The sequence below is a fragment of the Dactylosporangium siamense genome, assembly GCF_016862795.1.
GTDB lineage: Bacteria > Actinomycetota > Actinomycetes > Mycobacteriales > Micromonosporaceae > Dactylosporangium > Dactylosporangium siamense.
The window spans coordinates 104,509-121,504 of the sequence record NZ_BONQ01000107.1 but is presented as its reverse complement, the minus strand read 5'-3'; the positions used below and the strand labels follow the sequence as shown (position 1 = coordinate 121,504).

The following is a 16,996-nucleotide window of genomic DNA, read 5'->3' as shown; positions in this document are numbered from 1 at the left end:
GTTTAGAGAACCGGCCGCCACACGGTGGTCCGCTTCACCGGCGTGTCCTCCAGGGTCTGCGGCACCGGCACGTCATACACCGCGACCAGCCGCAGGTGCTCCTTCGGCAGGTACGCCCGCCCCGGGTCCCCGACCAGGCAGTCCGCGCCCCGCGCGGTGACCCGCCGCAGGAAGTCCAGCACCTGCCCCGTCATGTCCCGGCTGTAGAACACGTCACCGGCCAGGACCACCTCGGCGTCGCCGCCGTCGCCGGGCAGCACGTCCTCCAGCCGCGCGTCGAGGGTCACGTCGTTCGCGGCCGCGTTCACCGCCATCGCCGTCACCGCGAGGGGGTCGATCTCCACCGCCGTGACCCGCGCCGCGCCGGCCTTCATCGCCGCGATCGCGACCAGCCCCGACCCGGCCGCCACATCGAGGACCCGCCGGCCACGCACCAGGTCCGGATTGTCCAAAATGTACCTCGCGAGGGCCTGCCCACCCGCCCACGCAAACGCCCAGAACGGCGGCGGCAACTGCACCCCACCAGCGAACTTCTCCGTGTACTGCCACAACTCGATCGCCTCATCAGCCAACCGCAACCGCACCTCAGGCACGAGCGGGACCGGAGACAGACTGGTGTGCGCGAGCACGAATGCGGTGGACATCGGCTCGGACCCTATGTCACTCGTGCAGGCGACGCCCCGCGGGGGCTGCCATCGGTACCGTCGAATCCATGGGGGTCGGGCTCGTCTGGATCATCCTCGGCACGGCAGTCGTCGTGCTGGTCCTCATCACGCTCTACGTCGACTCGCTGCGCCGGTGACCATATCGTTGCACCGGTGATCAGCCCGCATATCAGCGACGCGCAACGCCGCGCCAGACTCGCCTGGCGACACGGCCTCGCCGCACCCTGCGCACCCGGCCCCGACGCCGTCGCCGCCGACCTCGTCGCCCTGCACGCCACCGACGCCGCCACCGTCTACCTGTCCACCGCCGCCCGCCTCGCCGCCCCCACCGTCACCGACGTCGAAGACGCCCTCTACACCCGCCGCAGCCTGCTCCGGATGCTCGGGATGCGCCGCACCATGTTCGTCGTCCCCACCACCACCGCCCCCACCGTCCACGCCGCCGCCACCCTCGCCGTCGCCGCCGAACAACGCCGGCTCCTCATCAAACACCTCCAGCAATGCGGCGCCGGCACCGCCGACTGGCTCGACACGCTGCTCACCGACACCCTCACCGCCCTGCACCACCGCGGCGGCGCAGCCACCGCCACGCAACTGTCCACCGACGTGCCCCGCCTGCGCACCTCACTCGACTTCCCACAGGGCAGCCAGTACGTCACCAGCCGCGCCCTGCTCCTGCTCGCCGCCGAGGGACGCATCGTCCGCGGCCGCCCCAACGGCACCTGGACCAGCACCCAATACACCTGGCACCTCCTCGACGAATGGCTCCCCGGACCACTGCCCGACCTGGACCCTGCGGTTGCCCGCGCCGCCCTCGCACACGCGTGGCTCGCCCGCTACGGCCCCGGAACCGTCGCCGACCTCAAATGGTGGACCGGGTGGACCCTCACCCACACCCGCGCCGCCCTCGCCGCCCTCGACACCGCCACCGTCACCCTCGACGGCGGCGGCACCGGCATCGTCCTCGCCGACGACATCGACGACGTCCCCACCCCACCGCCGTGGGTAGCACTGCTCCCCGCCCTCGACCCCACCGTCATGGGCTGGGCCGGCCGCGACTGGTACCTCGGACCACACGCACCGGCCCTGTTCGACCGCACCGGCAACCCCGGCCCGACCATCTGGGCCGACGGCCGCATCATCGGCGGCTGGGCACACACCGACCGCGTCGTCGCCGAGCTGCTCACGCCGGATGCTTCGGCCGCCGTACGGGCAACCGTCGACCGGCACGCCGACCGGCTCACCCACTGGATCGGCGACATCCGGGTGACCCCACGATTCCGCACCCCCCTGGAACGGCGCCTGACCGAAACTGTCACACCGGCCAGGTAGGTTCAGCCGCATGGTGCTGTGGGGGGTCGCGGCGGTCCTGGCAGGGTTCACCCTGGTCAGACTGACCGGTTCGGAGCGGGGCACACCGCTGGTGCAGATCATGGCGTTCACGCCCTACACGGCGCCGATCGCGCTGCTCGCCGCGGTCGCCGCCGCCATCACGGACGCCGTGGGGCCGTGGCTGGTGTGCATCCTCGCCTGGGCGGCCCTGTCGGCGGTGGTGGTGCCGCGGCTCCTCGCCAGCCGGCCGCAAGGTCGTCCCGGGGCGACACTGCGGGTGATGACCGCCAACATCCTCTACGACCGCGGCGACATGGCAGCACTCGCCAAACAGGTGAAGATCGACGACGTCGACGTCCTCGCCGTGCAGGAACTCACCACCGGCGCCCTCGACGCCCTCGACGCCGCCGGCATCGACGGACTCCTGCCGTTCCGCGTCACCCACCCCGCCCGCCACGGCCACGGCTCCGCCCTGTTCAGCCGGCACCCGCTGACCCCCGCCGACGGCGTCCAACCCGGCCTCGCCCGCCAGCACCCGTGCGGGATGCTGCAGGCCGGAGCGACCGTCCACGTGCCCGGCGCCGGGCCGGTCCACGTCGAATCCGCGCACCCGTGCGCACCCCGCCCCGGACACACCCGCTGCTGGGCCCGCAACCTCGCCGCGCAACCACCCGCCGGCGGACCCGTGCCACAGATCCTCCTCGGCGACTTCAACGCCACCCTCGACCACGGCCCGCTCCGCCGCCTCCTGCGCACCGGCTACCGCGACGCCGCCGCCGCCCGCGGCCGCGGCCTCGCCCCGACCTGGCCGTTCCAGCGGATACGGGGCCAACGAACCGTCCCATGGGTCACCCTCGACCACGTCCTCGCCGACCGACGCATCGGCATCGGCGACGTCGGCACCCGCACCGTGCCCGGCAGCGACCACCGCGCCGTCATCGCCGAACTCCACCTCGCCGCCGACACCGCACCACCCACCCAGGGCACCCAGGAGTGACCGTGTTCGAACCAGCCCCGACCCACATCACCATCACCGGCGCCAGGGAGAACAACCTCAAGAACATCACCGTCCAGATCCCCAAACACGCCATCACCGTCTTCACCGGCGTCTCCGGATCCGGCAAAACGTCACTCGTCTTCGACACCATCGCCGCCGAAGCCCAACGCCAACTCAACGACACCTTCACCACCTACGCCCGCACCCGCCTACCCCACGCCGCCCAACCCGACCTCGACCACATCGACAACCTCTCCGCCGCCGTCATCGTCGACCAGCACCGCCTCGCCGGCGGCCCCCGCTCCACCGTCGGCACCGCCACCGACATCAACGCCATCCTCCGCATCCTCTACAGCCACGCCGCCCAACCCCACATCGGCCCCGCCAACACCTACTCCTTCAACCACCCCCACGGCATGTGCCCCGACTGCCACGGCACCGGCCACACCACCCAACCAACCGAAACCTGCCCCACCTGCCGCGGCACCCGCCTCAACACCGCCGCCCGCAACAGCCGCATCGACGGCTACGCCATCACCGACCTCACCGCCATGGAAACCGCCGAACTCCTCGCCGTCCTGCGCCTCTTCACCGACGAAACCACCGCACCCATCATCGAAACCCTCCGCCACCGCATCACCCACCTCATCGACATCGGCCTCGGCTACCTCACCCTCGACCGCCCCACCAACACCCTGTCCGGCGGCGAATCCCAACGCGTCAAAACCGTCCGCCACCTCAGCAGCGCCCTCGTCGAAATGCTGTACATCTTCGACGAACCCAGCATCGGCCTCCACGCCCGCGACGTCGCCCGCCTCACCACCCTGCTCCGCAAACTCCGCGACAAAGGCAACACCGTCCTCGTCGTCGAACACGACCGCGACGTCATCACCATCGCCGACCACATCATCGACCTCGGCCCCGACGCCGGCCCCCACGGCGGCGAAATCGTCTACGAAGGCACCCTCGAAGCCCTCCCCTACGCCCGCACCCACACCGGCCGGCACCTGCGCCACCGACTCCCCCTCAAAACCGACGTCCGCACCCCCACCGGCACCCTCACCATCACCGACGCCCACACCAACAACCTCAAAAAACTCACCGTCGACATCCCCACCGGCATCCTCACCGTCATCACCGGCGTCGCCGGCTCCGGCAAAAGCACCCTCATCAACGACGCGTTCCTCACCCAACACCCCACCGCCGTCGTCATCGACCAAACCCCCCTCAGCACCTCCACCCGCGCCAACCCAGCCACCCACACCGGCATCATGACCAGCATCCGCACCCTCCTCGCCAAAGCCAACAACGTCAGCCCCGGCCTCTTCAGCGCCAACTCCACCGGCGCCTGCCCCACCTGCCACGGCCTCGGCACCACCCACACCGACCTCACCTTCATCGCAGGCCACCCAACCACCTGCGACGACTGCCACGGCCGGCGCTTCCGCCCCGAAGTCCTCCAACACCAACTCCGCGGCAACACCATCGCCGACATCCTCGACATGACCACCGAAACCGCCGCCACCTTCTTCACCGAACCCACCATCCAACCCGTCCTGCACGCCCTCAACGACGTCGGCCTGCACTACCTCACCCTCGGCCAACCACTGAGCACCCTCTCCGGCGGCGAATGCCAACGCCTCAAACTCGCCACCCAACTCCACAAGACCGGCACCGTCTACGTCATGGACGAACCCACCACCGGCCTGCACATGGCCGACATCCAACACCTACTCGACATCATCGAACGCCTCGTCACCCGCACCAACACCGTCATCGTCATCGAACACAACCTCGACATCATCAAAAACGCCGACTGGATCATCGACCTCGGCCCCGAAGCCGGCACCGCTGGCGGCACCATCGTCTTCGAAGGCACCCCCGAACAACTCACCCACGCCACCGGCTCCCACACCGCCGACGCCCTCCGCCACGACCTGACCCACGGATAACCGCGCTCAGAACCGCTCAACGGCCCGGGCGAACCGCCCCGCGAGCCGCACGAACGCGTCGCAGAGCTCCGCCGGACCGACAACCTCGATATCGGCGTCAAACCGGGCCGCAGCGGCAGCCAGACTCGGCCAGGACCACGAGCCGAAGGTCAACCGGCAACGATCCGGGCCGACCTCCTCAACAAGGCCATCACGGGTATAGACCGCCACAGCCGCCGCCGGCAGATCCAGGATCACCGTGCCCCGGCACGGCCAACCACCCGACGCGTCACCAGAGCCACGAAACGCCCCAATGACATACGCCGCGACATCCCCTCCCGGCACCACCCGGGGAACGAAACGGGGACCGCCAGGGGTCCGCAACGCGATCCGGTCGACCCGGAACGTGCGCCAGCCGTCCCGGTCCAGATCCCACCCGACCAGATACCAGCGACCACCCCACGTGATCACATGATGCGGCTCGACCCGGCGCACAGACCCATCCACACCACCGGAGCCATAACCGAACCGCAGCACCTCACACGCCCGCACCGCGGCGCTCACCGCCAGCAGCACGCCACCGTCAACCGGATCAACCGGCCAGGGCTCAACAGCCGTGACCCGCAGCGCGTCGACACGGTGCCGCAGCCGCGACGGCATCACCTGCCGGATCGTGTGCAAGGCCCGCACGGCAGCCTCCGCGAACCCGTTGCCGGGACTGGTGGCAACGACCTGCAGAGCGACCGTCAACGCAACAGCCTGCTCGTCGTCGAACAACAACGGCGGCAGCTCCGCGCCCGCGCCGAGCCGATAACCACCATCCGGACCCTTCACCGCGACGATCGGATACCCGAGCTCCCGAAGCCGATCGACGTCCCGGCGCACCGTCCGCAGACTCACGTCCAGGCGCTCGGCCAACACCGTGCCGGACCAGTCCCGGCGAGCCTGCAACAACGACAGCAGGGCCAACAGTCGCGCAGACGTCTTCGGCATACACCCGATCCTGCCCGCAGAAGGTGCCACACCCTGTCACCCACCACTGCGAACCTTTGCCGCGAGCCGGTCCTGCCTCAACAAGGAGCCCACCATGCCCATCACCACCACCACCCACCTGAACTTCCGCGGCACCGCCCGCACGGCGCTGGAGTTCTACCAGTCAGTGTTCGGCGGCCACCTCACCACCATCACCTACAGCGACTTCGGCCTGCCCAAACACCTCCCCGACGCCGACAACCTCGTCTTCGGCCAGGTCACCGCCGACAACGGCTTCAGCATCATGGCCTACGACGTGCCCAGCCACGCCCCAGCCGCGACCACACCAACCACCACCACCACCCGCGACAACGGCACAACCCTCACCAACCAGGAATGCTTCGTATCCGTCCGCGGCGACACCACCGAAGAAGTCAGCGCACTGTGGACCAAACTCGCCGACGGCGCCGACCTCATCGAGCAGTACGGCCCCTCACCATGGACACCGGGCTTCGGAATGCTCACCGACCGGTTCGGCGTCACCTGGATCCTCGACGTCGCCGTCCCACACGCCGGCTGACTCCAGACCCGGACGGCCGTCCCCGCCGCCCGCGGGCCGGCCGTCCGGTCAGCGTGCCGCGGGGACGGCCGCCGCCAGCTCGTGAAACGCGGCCCGCACCCCGTCCGGACGCTCAACCCACGGGAAGTGCGCCGCCCCCTCGATCCGGCGGTGCAGCACATGACCACCCCGATACCGCGGCTCATCCCACAACGACTGCGCGACGACCCGGTCCTGCACCCCACCGACGACCAGCGTCGGCAGCCGCGCCGGCCACCACCGCGACACATACGTGCTGTCGAAATTCTGCGCCGACCACTCGACCGCAGCCGCGTTGAACGGCATCCGAGCCATCAACTCCGCACCGGCCGCCACACCCGCCGGCGTGAAACTCCACGGCACCGCCGCCACCGTCAGCCGCCGCAGATGCTCATCCGTCGGATCAGCCCCATACACCGCACCCGCCGCCTCAGCCGCCGGCAACGGACACTCCTGCGTCATCCCCACGAACTGCTGCATCCACCCGGCATGCGGCGCCGAACTGACCAGCACCAGCCCCGCCAGCAACGGCTCCAGCTCCGGCACCGACAGCAGATACATCCCACCCGTCGAATGCCCGACGAACACCACCCGCGGCAACGCCTCCGCCGCCTCGACCAGCACCCCCGGCCACCCCGCGAACGGATCACCACCGACGACGAGATTCGAGCCGTCACCCGGCAGGTCAACCAGCCACGTCACACCCGCGACACCGACCGCGTCCGCCAGGCCCCGCAAACTCTCCGACCCGATCCCCGGCCCACCCGGCAACAACAACCAGTTCAGGTCACCGGGCCGCTCCGCCACCGGCCGCAGCCGCACCCCGGACGCCGTCCGAAACTCATGCACCGTCACGCCGAGGCATCCTCCACCCCACCGCCCCGGCACGCCACGCGATTTCCGGACCGCTCCTCAGATCGCCGGGCGGTAGAAGAACGTCCGGCGCCGCGCCACCCGACCGTCACGAACCTCGAACCAGTCCGCGAAGATCTCGTTCAACGGCACCCCCGAATGCGACATCCCCTCGAACCGGCCCCACACGAACCCCTGCCCGCCGGCCTCCACACACCGGTCCACCGCATGCCGCCCCGACGCCACGATGCACCGCTTCCGGTAGAACGCCACGAACGCGTCCACCCCCTCGATCGGCGGACAACCCGGACGGTGATACACCACGTCATCCGTGACCAGATCCACCAGATCACCCCAGTCGCGCCGATCGATCACCGCCAACATCGACGAGATCAACCCCGACCGCTCCGCCACCAGCGCGTCGTCACCCATACACCCATGGAAATCCGCCGACCACCCCCGGTCAACACACCGCGACGGCTTCTTACACCCCGAAACCGGACCGTAACCCGGTCACCCCATCCGCGCCGCCGTCGACGTCCCGAACCGCTCCGCAACCAGACGCTTCAACCCATGCGGAAACCCCGTCCTCGCCGCCACATGCGGACCCACCAACCGCAACTGCGCCGCCGGATCCCCCTCCCACGCCGCCACACAATCCTCCGCCGCCACGTTCGCCACCGCCAGGATCGCCCCCGCCGCACCCAGCATCCCCGCCGTCGACACCAGCGCCGAAGAACCCACGTACACCGCGCCGTCCCACTCCGTCAGCAACCGCAACAACCGCTCCACATCACCCGTCGAGTCCTTCACCCCCACCACCGGCAACGACGGCAACACCTCCACCGGCACCGCACCACCCGCCACCACCGGAAAGTGATACGCCAGCACCGGCCGCCCATCCGCCGCCGACACCACCCGCTCGTAGAACACCCGCAGATCCCCCGCCCGCCGCGGCGGCGCCACCAGCACCGCATCCGCACCCACCGCCACCGACGCCGCCGTCAACTCCGCCGCAGGACCCGCCCACGCACCACCCGCACCCGCGATCACCGGCACCCCGGGACACGCCTGCCGCACCGCCGCCACCAACGCCACCCGCTCACCATCACCCAACGCGTCCGCCTCACCCGTCGACCCCGCCACCAGGACCGCCCGCACACCGGAAGCGACAAGGCGCTCAGCGTGCCGGGCCGTGCCCGCGACATCCACCGACCCGTCCGCCTCGAACAGCGTCACCAGCGCCACCGCGACACCCCGCCACAACGGATTCCGCTCCACAGTCATACCCGAACCCTAAGCTGGGACCCGGGTGCGCAGGCCGTCGGCGTGCCAGCGCACCCACCCACACATGAAGGCGCCGCCGACCGGACCGGTCGGCGGCGCACGTCTCATGAGGGGCGAGCACCCCACCAGCAGGGACCGCCATCGGCCACCCACCACATCCTGACCCGCTCACGGCCGGCCGTCTCACGCGCCACCCACTGCGCCCTCAACAGCACCGTCCTCGCGAACGCGGCACCTCGAACACCGGCCGTCGTCGTCTCCAACCGTCGCCGCCAGGTCACCTACACCCGGCACCACGGCGCGCCCAACACCCGGCGGGCCCCGCTACACGGTGACGTCGACGTGCTCCACCGCGGTCGCGTCCGTCGCCTTCTCCGTGTCCTCCACCGGCTGCGCGGCGGTCCGCGACGCGGCGAACGCCATGATGAACGACCACGGCGGCATCCCGCCGACGTTCGTCACCGCCCCCGTCGGGGACAGGTGATAGCCGGTCAGCCCCGAGATGGCCGCCCGGTCTCCCGGTGTCAGCTGGCTGAGCACCTGCTGCGACCCGGGCAGCCCACCTTTCGGGGGCGGCGCGACCGGCTCGACGGCCGGCGGGTTCGTCGTCTTGTTCTGCGCTGCGGCGTGCGTCGCCGGCGACAGCTGTCGAATCTCCATGGGGTGCCTCCCGAAGCGTCCGTGCTTCCAGCTGATCCTCGCTGATCCTCGTGTACATCACAGCATTTCCGCAGGTGAACGGGCAGCCCGGTGACCGCAGGTACATGTCTGACCGAACGGCTGACGCGGTTCCCACCCGCCCCGGACGGTGCTTCCGCCCCGCCCTCCCCTGTCGAAGACAGGGGTTTCAAAAGGCGTGCCGTCAGGCACGTCACCTAAGGCGTCCTAGGATGCTAGGATTAGAGAACGGCGACCGAGGTCGCATCGCTAGATCAGGTTGTCGTCAGGCCTGCTCGAGCAGTGCAAGCCTGTCAGCACGGCCCTGCGCCTGCCAGATCGCGCGCGCAGCCTGCACGTGCCCATCGGCCACACCCGCGTCCTGAGCCAACGCGGACAGGCGGACGTGCGCCTGTGCAACGCCGTCCCGACGACCGACCCGCTCGAAGTCAGCCAGCGCCGCAGTCGCCATGGAAACCGCGACCTGCGGATCTGCCGTCGCTACCGCGATCCCGAGCCGGCACGTCGCCTGCCCGATCGTGTCACTCAGCTGCGAGTACAGATCGAGCGCAACGTCGAAAAGATCAACAGCGGGAGCCAGCTCGCCACGGGCCACAGCGATCTCCCCGAGGACGGTCACACAGTCGGCCTGACCTCGGCGGTAGCGCATCCGTGCGTACAGTGGCTCGGCCCGTTGGACCGCGGCACGCGCGGCCTCGAAGTCCCCGCGCGCCAACGCCACCTGGCCCTGCCCCCGAATGCAATTGGCCCGGCCAAGAACCACACCGGTGCCCTGATACCACGCGAGCGCTTCGGCGTATCGCCGATCGGCCTCATCCACGTTGTTGATCGCCAGCGCCACGTCGCCGAGGCGCCGGCTCAGGTCGGCCGCCTCGAGCCGGTCACCGATCTCGTCGACCAGCACCAGCGCCGCCTCGAACAACCTGATGGCGTCATCGTATTCAGACAATCGTTCGGACACGTCACCGCGGGTCTTGAAGCAGCGAGCCTCGCCCCGCCGGTCACCGACTGCCCGATACAATTCGGCTGCCTGCTCGAACGAGGGCAGTGCGGCCTGAAACTCCGACTGTTCGAACGCGGTGTCACCGATGTGTTTGACGGTGTGCGCCTGCCACTGGACGTCGCCTGAGGCCTCGAACAGCGGCAATGCTCTCGTGAGGAATCGTTGCGCGTCGTCGAGCTCGCATCGGCGCAACGCAATGTCGCCGAGTCGATAGAGACATTCGCCTTCAAGTGCCAGGTCACCGATTCGGTGAGATGCCTCGGCCGCAGCCTCGAGCAGCTCCGTATCGCCGATGCCGGACCAACGTGTGAACTCGCCCAACGCGCAGGCCGCCTGGATCGCCGCGGCCGGGTCGTCGTCGGTCAGGCCGATGCGCACCGTCGCGTCGAGATTTCCGCTTTCTGCGACCAGTCGCGCGCTCACCTGCGCACCGTTGTCGGAAACGACCTGCGAACCGAACTGCTTGGCGAGGTCGAGGTAATGCTCAAGGACCACCGAACGCAAGTCGGTGGACATCGGCCGCTCCCGCGCAACGTAGTCACGGATCGGCGCCAATGTCCGCAGACGTCCCTGGTCGTCGAAGGCGAGACCGACCCTGCGCAGCGTCGCCGCAGCAGTGTCCGCCGTTCCCGGCATTAGTCGCTGCAGGTCGTCCAGGTCGATGCCGTCGGGCAGCGCACCGAGGGCGGTGAGCAGACGATGGGCGACCCCGTTCATGCGGGGACTACTGAGGGTGAGTTCAACGGAGACATCCATTCCGTCCGGCCCGGGAAACCCATCGGTAACCAGGCTACGTTGCGTTGTCCATCGCCGCCAAAGGCCCCGCAGGTTCGGTTCGCCCTGGGCGACTGTGGCGAGCAGCTTCAATGCGAGTGGTACACCGTCCTGCGCCGCGACCAGGTCGCCGAGATGGTGATCGCGGGAGTACTCGTCTCCGGCGATGGACAGGAACATCTGCCGTGCCACTGCCTGATCCAGCGGCCGCAGCATCACGCGACGCACGGCGAACCCGACACTTGGCGAGGACGCGCCGCGAATGCTGGCCGCGAGTCCCAGCCCGGGTATTGCCACGAGCTGGTCCAGCAGGTCCTCGACCTGATCACGATCGTGCTCCCACGCCGTGGCGAGCTCATCGAGCGCCAGAAGCGTCGGCTCGGCGGCCAACGCGTCGATCACAGCCTCCATCAGGCCTTGACCGATCGGGATGTGCAGCGCCACAGCGATCTCAGCAAGGATCGCGTCGGCCTGCGTCTCGCCGCCGCATCTGACGAAAAACCGCCTCGGGCCGAACCGTTCAACCACGGCCGGGTGGTGCAGTGCCGCCCGCAGAACGGTGCTCTTGCCGATGCCAGGCGCACCATGCACCCAGATCGGGACCGGAGGCTGCGCCGCGACAGCCGTCGCGACCTCGGCAACGTCACCGTCGCGACCCAGGCACAGCGGCGGCGCCGGGATGCTCGGGCGCAACGCCCGCGGTCCGGGCGGTTGGGACGGGATGACCGGCGGCCGCGGCGGGGGCGTGGCGTCCGCGAGAAGGCTCACCAGGAGCCTGCCGTCGCCGGCCGCCCGGTCCACGCCCCCGAGCACCGCGTCCGTTGCGGCGACGACGTCGAATCGTTGCTGCTCCGCCTCGGTCCAGACATCGCTGATCGAGACGACGTCGGCGCCGTCGAGGAACTCTGACAGCAGTCCGGTTGCCGGCGCCGTGTCGAGGCGGGTGCCGACGATGACGAGGGGTCCCGTCCGGTGTGACGCCAAGCGGTGCAGCAGGAACCTGTCGACGCGGTCGGCCATGATGAAGGTGTCGAGTTCGTCGAGCCAGAGAACCGCCCGACGCAACGGAATGTTGGCCTCCACAACGGCGACGAACGACGCCGGGTCTCGCGGCACAACCAACGTCCGGCGCGGATGGACCCGTCGTAGGGCCTCGAACGCCGCCCTCGACCGACCGCTGCCGTGCGGTCCCTGCACGACCAGCACCCGAGCGGTGCGGAGCATGCCGTCGAGCACTTCGTCGACATCACGGCGCACGTAGGTGGACGTGGCAGCGGCCCGTGCGTGCACACCGACCAATGCCGGCTGATCGACTTTGCCGACCTGCGGCAGCGTGTTGCGTTCGTCGACGAGGCAATGGCGGACCAGAATCCCGCGCTGGTCGCCGTTGCCGTCCACGGACTTGCCCCACCAACTTGCGATGAGGTCGGCGAATACGGCGAAGGGAATTGTCAGCGTGCTGGTCAGCACCAATGTCCACATCGGGCTCGACGGCAACAGGCCCCGAGCCATCGCAATGATCAGACCGCCCGCCACAGCGACCAGGCCGAGCCCAACCAGCAATCGGCCACGCATCGGGCGGCGCCCCTCCGTCCGTTCGGGTACAACAGGTGTACCCGATTTCATCGCGGGAAGCTACCCCGCGATCATCGCCAGTGAGGAACCTCGCCGGTATCGACGAGTTTCACCACATTGCGATCGACGAGTTGAGCTTCGTAGTAGTACCTGGTCGGTGGCAGAAATTCAGCCGTCAATGCGAGAGCCTCTCGTGCTGCGGCGCGTAAACGCATCGGCGGCACGCCCAGTTGCTCTTCCGCGGCGCGAGCCAGATACGACAGCGCGTGATGGCCGAGGAAGCTGTCGTAACCGAGACTCAGGATCTGACGCGGGTCCGCACTGACGTCGCGGCCGATGACGTTTGTCGGCGGCAATCCGGACAGGCCGAGCCCGAGACGGATGCTTTCGTCGACGTAGACCCCGCAGTCGCGATACAGCAGTTCGGTGGCCGAACCGTCCAGGCGGAACGAAAGCAGCGTGTTCTGTCCGTGTGGCTCCACCGCGACACCTGTCCGCGTTACGGCACGCACCCACAGACGGACGGCGGCGGCCACGATCCGGTCGGCGACGAACGAGCCGGCGTCCTCGCCTGACGCCGCTACGAGCTGCCGCAGCAGCGACGGATCACCTGGACTCCGCACGTCCTCGCCATACAGCGCGAACAGCGGCACCGTCACCGGCAGGCGTTGCGCGCCGACCGGCACAGCGTCGCGGATCAGGAAGCCCCACGCGTCCTCGCCCTCACCGATGTAGCCACCGGCGACCTCCGGCAGGATCGGCACGTCGGCGTCAATGAGTTCGTCGGACGCCCACAGTTGCAGTTCGATCACCGGCTTGCGCAGCCGGCGGGTGAACCGCGACAGGCGGCGCGGGTAGTGCAACTTCACGAAGTGCGAGTCGACCGGGGCTCCGTCGATCTCGAGGACGAACACCGTGCGGGCGTTCGCGGAAGGCACGACCCGCAGCTGCGGGCCTCGTTCACAGTCCAGCAACTCGCGGCGCAGGACCAGGTCGTCGCTGTCCAGGGCATTCGGGTGCACCGGCAGCAGCAGATCCGCGCCGTCACGGTACAGCGCGGCGAGCGGCGACGGATGTCGTGACACCAGGAACCCGCCGAGCCCCGGCGGGATGCGGAACGTAGGCACCGTGAACGCAGCGGCACCTAGCTGCGGGTGATACTCCGTCGAGATGTCGACGTCGGCCGCGAACGGGCTGTAACTGCGGGTGCCTCCGCCGAGGTATCGCTCGGCGTACTGCCAGATGGCGGTCCCGTCGCTGTCATGTTCGCTCCAAGCGTCCAGGCGCATCCGTCGGAGCCTACCGCCACACCGGCTGGCGCCCGGTGTCGACCAGCTTCCAGTCGTTGTTGTCGTACAGGACGTCGTCGTAGTAATAGACCGTCGGCGGGAGCAGGTCCTGTGCCGTGAAGGCGGCCCGGGCGGCTGCGTGCAGCGACGACGGGCGCACGCCCCAGCGCTGCTCGGCGAGCGCCGCCACGTAGGACAGGGCGTGGTGGCCCATGAAGCTGTCGTAGGTGAGGCTGAACACCTCGTCGGCGGCCATCGGCACGTCGCGTGGGATCACGTTCGCCGGTGGCAGCGGCCCCGTCAGGCCCAGCCCGGCACGGCGGGCCGCGTCGACGTAGATCGCGCAGTCGCGGTACAGGATGCGGCTCTCGCGGCGGTGGACGTCGAAGGCGAACAGCGTGTTCTGCCCGTGTGTCTCCAGGGGGCAGCCGGTGTCGCGGGCCACCGACGCCCACAGCCGCACCATCGGCTCCACGATCCGCGAGGCGACGAACGCCGTGGGGTCCTCGTCGAAGGCGTCGACGAGCTGCTCCAGCAGGGTCGGGTCGGTCGGGTGGTGCAGGTCGCGGCCGTACAGGGCGAACAGCGGCACCGTCCACGCCGGGGCGGGGGCAAGGGGGCGGGCGGCGCGCAGCAGGAAGCCCCAGGCGTCGTCGCCGGACCCGGAACCCGGACCGGAACCCGAACCGGACCCCGGACCGAAGGCCGAACCAGACCCCGGACCGGAGCCCGCGCCGAACCAGCCGCCGCCGACCTCCGGCAGCACCGGGGCGCCGACGCGGACGAGCTCGTCGGACACCCACAGTTGCAGCTCGATCACCGGCTTGCGCAGGCGGCGGGTGAAGCGGGACAGGCGGCGCGGGTAGTGCAGCTTCACGAAGTGCGGCTCGACCGGGGTGCCGTCGATCGCGGTGACGAAGACGGTGCGGGCGTTCGCGGTCGGCACCGCGGTCAGCGTCGGGCCCGGCGGTGAGGCCAGCAGCTCAGCGCGGCCGACGAGGTCGGGGGCGTCCAGCGCGTTGGGATGCACGGGCAGCAGTCCCTGATACAGCGAAGGCAGCGGCGACGGCACGACCGGCGAGGCGACGTGCACGCTGCCGGGGACCTGGAACGTCGGCAGCTGGAACGTCGGCGTGCCCCGCTGCGGATGGAAGGCGTCGTCGATGTCGAGGTCGCCGGCGTAGGGGCTGTAGGTCCGGGTCCCGACGCCGAGATACCGTTCCGCGTACTGCCAAAGGGCGATCGGGTCAGTCGAGTCGAGCTGCATCGCCGAGAAGCGTACCGGTGCATGGACTGGAGTCGACTGGTGGTTCCCCCGCACGTGTCCGCCGCCATACTCGCCGCCGAGCGGCCGGTCTGTGCCTACGTGTACGACCGGGCCGCGCTGCACGCCAACGTGCGGGCCCTGCGCGCGGCGCTGCCGGCCGGGACCCGGATCGCGTACGCGATGAAGGCCAACGGCGACGACCGGGTCGTGGCGGCGGTGCTGACCCAGGTCGACGGCCTCGAGGTGGCCTCCGGCGGGGAGCTCGCCGCGGCCGTCGCCGCCGGGTCGCCGTTCACGGTGTTCAGCGGGCCCGCGAAGACCGACGCGGACCTGCGCGCGGCGGTGGCCGCCGGGGCCGTGGTCAACGTCGAGAGCCTGCACGAGTTGCGGCGGCTCACGGTGTACGGGCCTGCGCGGGTCTGCCTGCGGGTCAACCGGTCGCACCCGGCCCTGCCGGGCAGCCATGCGATGGCGGGGGTGCCGACCGCGTTCGGGATCGACGAGGAGCTGCTGCCCGAGGCGGTCCGGCTGGCCCGGGAAGGCGGCCTCGACGTCGCCGGGTTCCACCTGCACGCGGTGTCCAACAATCTCGACGCGGCCGCGCACGCCGCGTACATCCGCGACGCCGTCGCGTGGGCCGGCGAGGCCGCCGGACGGTGGGGCGTCCGGGCGCCGATCGTCAACGTCGGCGGTGGGTTCGGGGTCGACATCGCCGGCGACGGCAGGTTCGACCTCGAGGCGTTCCGGGACGCCCTCAGTGATCTTGATCTCCCGGACGGGGCGACGCTCGTCGTGGAACCGGGCCGGTTCGTGGCGGCCAGCGCCGGGTGGTACGCCGCCGAGGTCCTCGACGTCAAACGGACCCACGGGCGCTGGTTCGTCGTCGTGCGCGGCGGCACGCATCATTTCCGGCTGCCGGCGTCGTGGGGGTACAGCCACCCGTTCACGGTGCTGCCCGTCGACGCGTGGCCGTATCCGTTCGAGCGGCCGCAGGTCCGCGACGCGACCGTGGACGTCGCCGGTGAGCAGTGCAATCCCCGCGACGTCCTGGCCCGCGACGCGCCGGTCACCGCCGTGCGGGCCGGGGACGTGCTGGTGTTCGCCAACACCGGCGCCTACGGGTGGGAGGTGGCGCACCACGACTTCCTGCGCCATGCCCACCCGGAGCTCATCGTCATCTGAGGTCAGCGGGGCGCGAACTGCGAGCGGACCGCGCGCAGTGCCTGGCGGCGGGTGTCGCCCTTGAGCGTGTCGACGTAGAGGGTGCCGTCGAGGTGGTCGGTCTCGTGCTGCAACGCCCGCGCGAGGAGGCCGCTGCCGGACACCGTCACCGGCTCGCCGTGCTCGTCGAACCCCTCCGCGGTGGCGTGCATCGCCCGCGGCGTCGGGAACCACAGGCCCGGGATCGACAGGCAGCCCTCCTCGCCGTCCTGGGCGCCGTCCACCGCCGTGATCGTCGGGTTGACCAGGTAGCCGACCTGCTTGTTCGCCGCGTAGGAGAACACCCGCAGGCCCACCCCGATCTGGGGGGCCGCGACCCCGGCGCGGCCCGGCTCACCGGTCACGGTGTCCAGCAGGTCACGCACCAGCGCGCGCAGCTCGGCATCGAACGAGGTCACAGTCTCGCAGGGGGTGCGCAGCACCGGGTCGCCGAGCACCCGGATCGGTCGGATCGTCACGCGTCACAGGCTACTTCGGGGCGGCGTGAACGCCGGTTGACGAGGGCCTAAACTATGCCGACTTCCCACCCCCGGAGGCACACCCATGGCCTACCAG

Annotated in this window: 15 protein-coding genes; 5 read left to right on the top strand and 10 right to left on the bottom strand. The window is 70.0% G+C overall.

Annotated features, from left to right (window positions below; translation table 11 throughout):
* Positions 1–2: 2 nt before the first annotated feature.
* A complete protein-coding gene (locus Dsi01nite_RS33895; RefSeq protein WP_203850404.1) occupies positions 3–644 on the bottom strand; it encodes a class I SAM-dependent methyltransferase in 642 nt (213 codons plus the stop codon).
* 174 nt (positions 645–818) lie between these two features.
* On the opposite strand from Dsi01nite_RS33895, the gene Dsi01nite_RS33890 reads away from it, so the two are divergent.
* From Dsi01nite_RS33890 to Dsi01nite_RS33885, 3 genes are read left to right on the top strand one after another with little or no spacing between them, the layout of a single operon-like run.
* Positions 819–1,997 (top strand): winged helix DNA-binding domain-containing protein, encoded by a 1,179-nt coding sequence (locus Dsi01nite_RS33890; RefSeq protein WP_239136366.1) that lies wholly within the window; start codon positions 819–821, stop codon positions 1,995–1,997.
* 10 nt (positions 1,998–2,007) lie between these two features.
* Positions 2,008–2,994 (top strand): endonuclease/exonuclease/phosphatase family protein, encoded by a 987-nt coding sequence (locus Dsi01nite_RS57620; protein ID WP_239136365.1) that lies wholly within the window; start codon positions 2,008–2,010, stop codon positions 2,992–2,994.
* Positions 2,995–2,996: 2 nt separating this feature from the next.
* Complete coding sequence (locus Dsi01nite_RS33885; protein ID WP_239136364.1) at positions 2,997–4,946, top strand: ATP-binding cassette domain-containing protein; 1,950 nt, start codon at positions 2,997–2,999, stop codon at positions 4,944–4,946.
* Positions 4,947–4,952: 6 nt separating this feature from the next.
* Here the strand turns inward: Dsi01nite_RS33885 and Dsi01nite_RS33880 are convergent, their stop codons facing one another.
* Positions 4,953–5,918 (bottom strand): helix-turn-helix transcriptional regulator, encoded by a 966-nt coding sequence (locus Dsi01nite_RS33880; RefSeq protein WP_203850402.1) that lies wholly within the window; start codon positions 5,916–5,918, stop codon positions 4,953–4,955.
* Between the two features lie 94 nt (positions 5,919–6,012).
* Between Dsi01nite_RS33880 and Dsi01nite_RS33875 the strand changes: the two genes are divergently transcribed.
* Entirely contained in the window at positions 6,013–6,477 is a 465-nt protein-coding gene (locus Dsi01nite_RS33875) for a VOC family protein (RefSeq protein ID WP_203850401.1), read from the top strand.
* Positions 6,478–6,525: 48 nt separating this feature from the next.
* Here Dsi01nite_RS33875 and Dsi01nite_RS33870 read toward each other — a convergent pair whose 3' ends face one another.
* From Dsi01nite_RS33870 to Dsi01nite_RS33840, 7 genes are all read right to left on the bottom strand, one after another.
* Positions 6,526–7,350 (bottom strand): alpha/beta fold hydrolase, encoded by an 825-nt coding sequence (locus tag Dsi01nite_RS33870; RefSeq protein ID WP_203850400.1) that lies wholly within the window; start codon positions 7,348–7,350, stop codon positions 6,526–6,528.
* 57 nt (positions 7,351–7,407) lie between these two features.
* Positions 7,408–7,779, bottom strand: a complete 372-nt coding sequence (locus Dsi01nite_RS33865) for a nuclear transport factor 2 family protein (protein ID WP_203850399.1) — start codon at positions 7,777–7,779, stop codon at positions 7,408–7,410.
* 81 nt (positions 7,780–7,860) lie between these two features.
* Positions 7,861–8,634, bottom strand: a complete 774-nt coding sequence (locus tag Dsi01nite_RS33860) for a dihydrodipicolinate synthase family protein (protein ID WP_203850398.1) — start codon at positions 8,632–8,634, stop codon at positions 7,861–7,863.
* Positions 8,635–8,958: 324 nt separating this feature from the next.
* Entirely contained in the window at positions 8,959–9,294 is a 336-nt protein-coding gene (locus tag Dsi01nite_RS33855) for a hypothetical protein (RefSeq protein WP_203850397.1), read from the bottom strand.
* Positions 9,295–9,577: 283 nt separating this feature from the next.
* A complete protein-coding gene (locus Dsi01nite_RS33850) occupies positions 9,578–12,664 on the bottom strand; it encodes a tetratricopeptide repeat protein (RefSeq protein WP_203850396.1) in 3,087 nt (1,028 codons plus the stop codon).
* A 71-nt stretch (positions 12,665–12,735) separates the two neighbouring features.
* Positions 12,736–13,953, bottom strand: a complete 1,218-nt coding sequence (locus Dsi01nite_RS33845; RefSeq protein WP_203850395.1) for an IucA/IucC family C-terminal-domain containing protein — start codon at positions 13,951–13,953, stop codon at positions 12,736–12,738.
* 10 nt (positions 13,954–13,963) lie between these two features.
* Positions 13,964–15,220 (bottom strand): hypothetical protein, encoded by a 1,257-nt coding sequence (locus Dsi01nite_RS33840; RefSeq protein WP_203850394.1) that lies wholly within the window; start codon positions 15,218–15,220, stop codon positions 13,964–13,966.
* 54 nt (positions 15,221–15,274) lie between these two features.
* On the opposite strand from Dsi01nite_RS33840, the gene Dsi01nite_RS33835 reads away from it, so the two are divergent.
* Complete coding sequence (locus tag Dsi01nite_RS33835) at positions 15,275–16,402, top strand: alanine racemase (RefSeq protein WP_239136363.1); 1,128 nt, start codon at positions 15,275–15,277, stop codon at positions 16,400–16,402.
* Positions 16,403–16,404: 2 nt separating this feature from the next.
* Here Dsi01nite_RS33835 and Dsi01nite_RS33830 read toward each other — a convergent pair whose 3' ends face one another.
* Positions 16,405–16,899: a peptide deformylase gene (locus Dsi01nite_RS33830; protein WP_203850392.1), complete on the bottom strand. Its 495-nt coding sequence runs from the start codon at positions 16,897–16,899 to the stop codon at positions 16,405–16,407.
* Between the last annotated feature and the right edge of the window lie 97 nt (positions 16,900–16,996).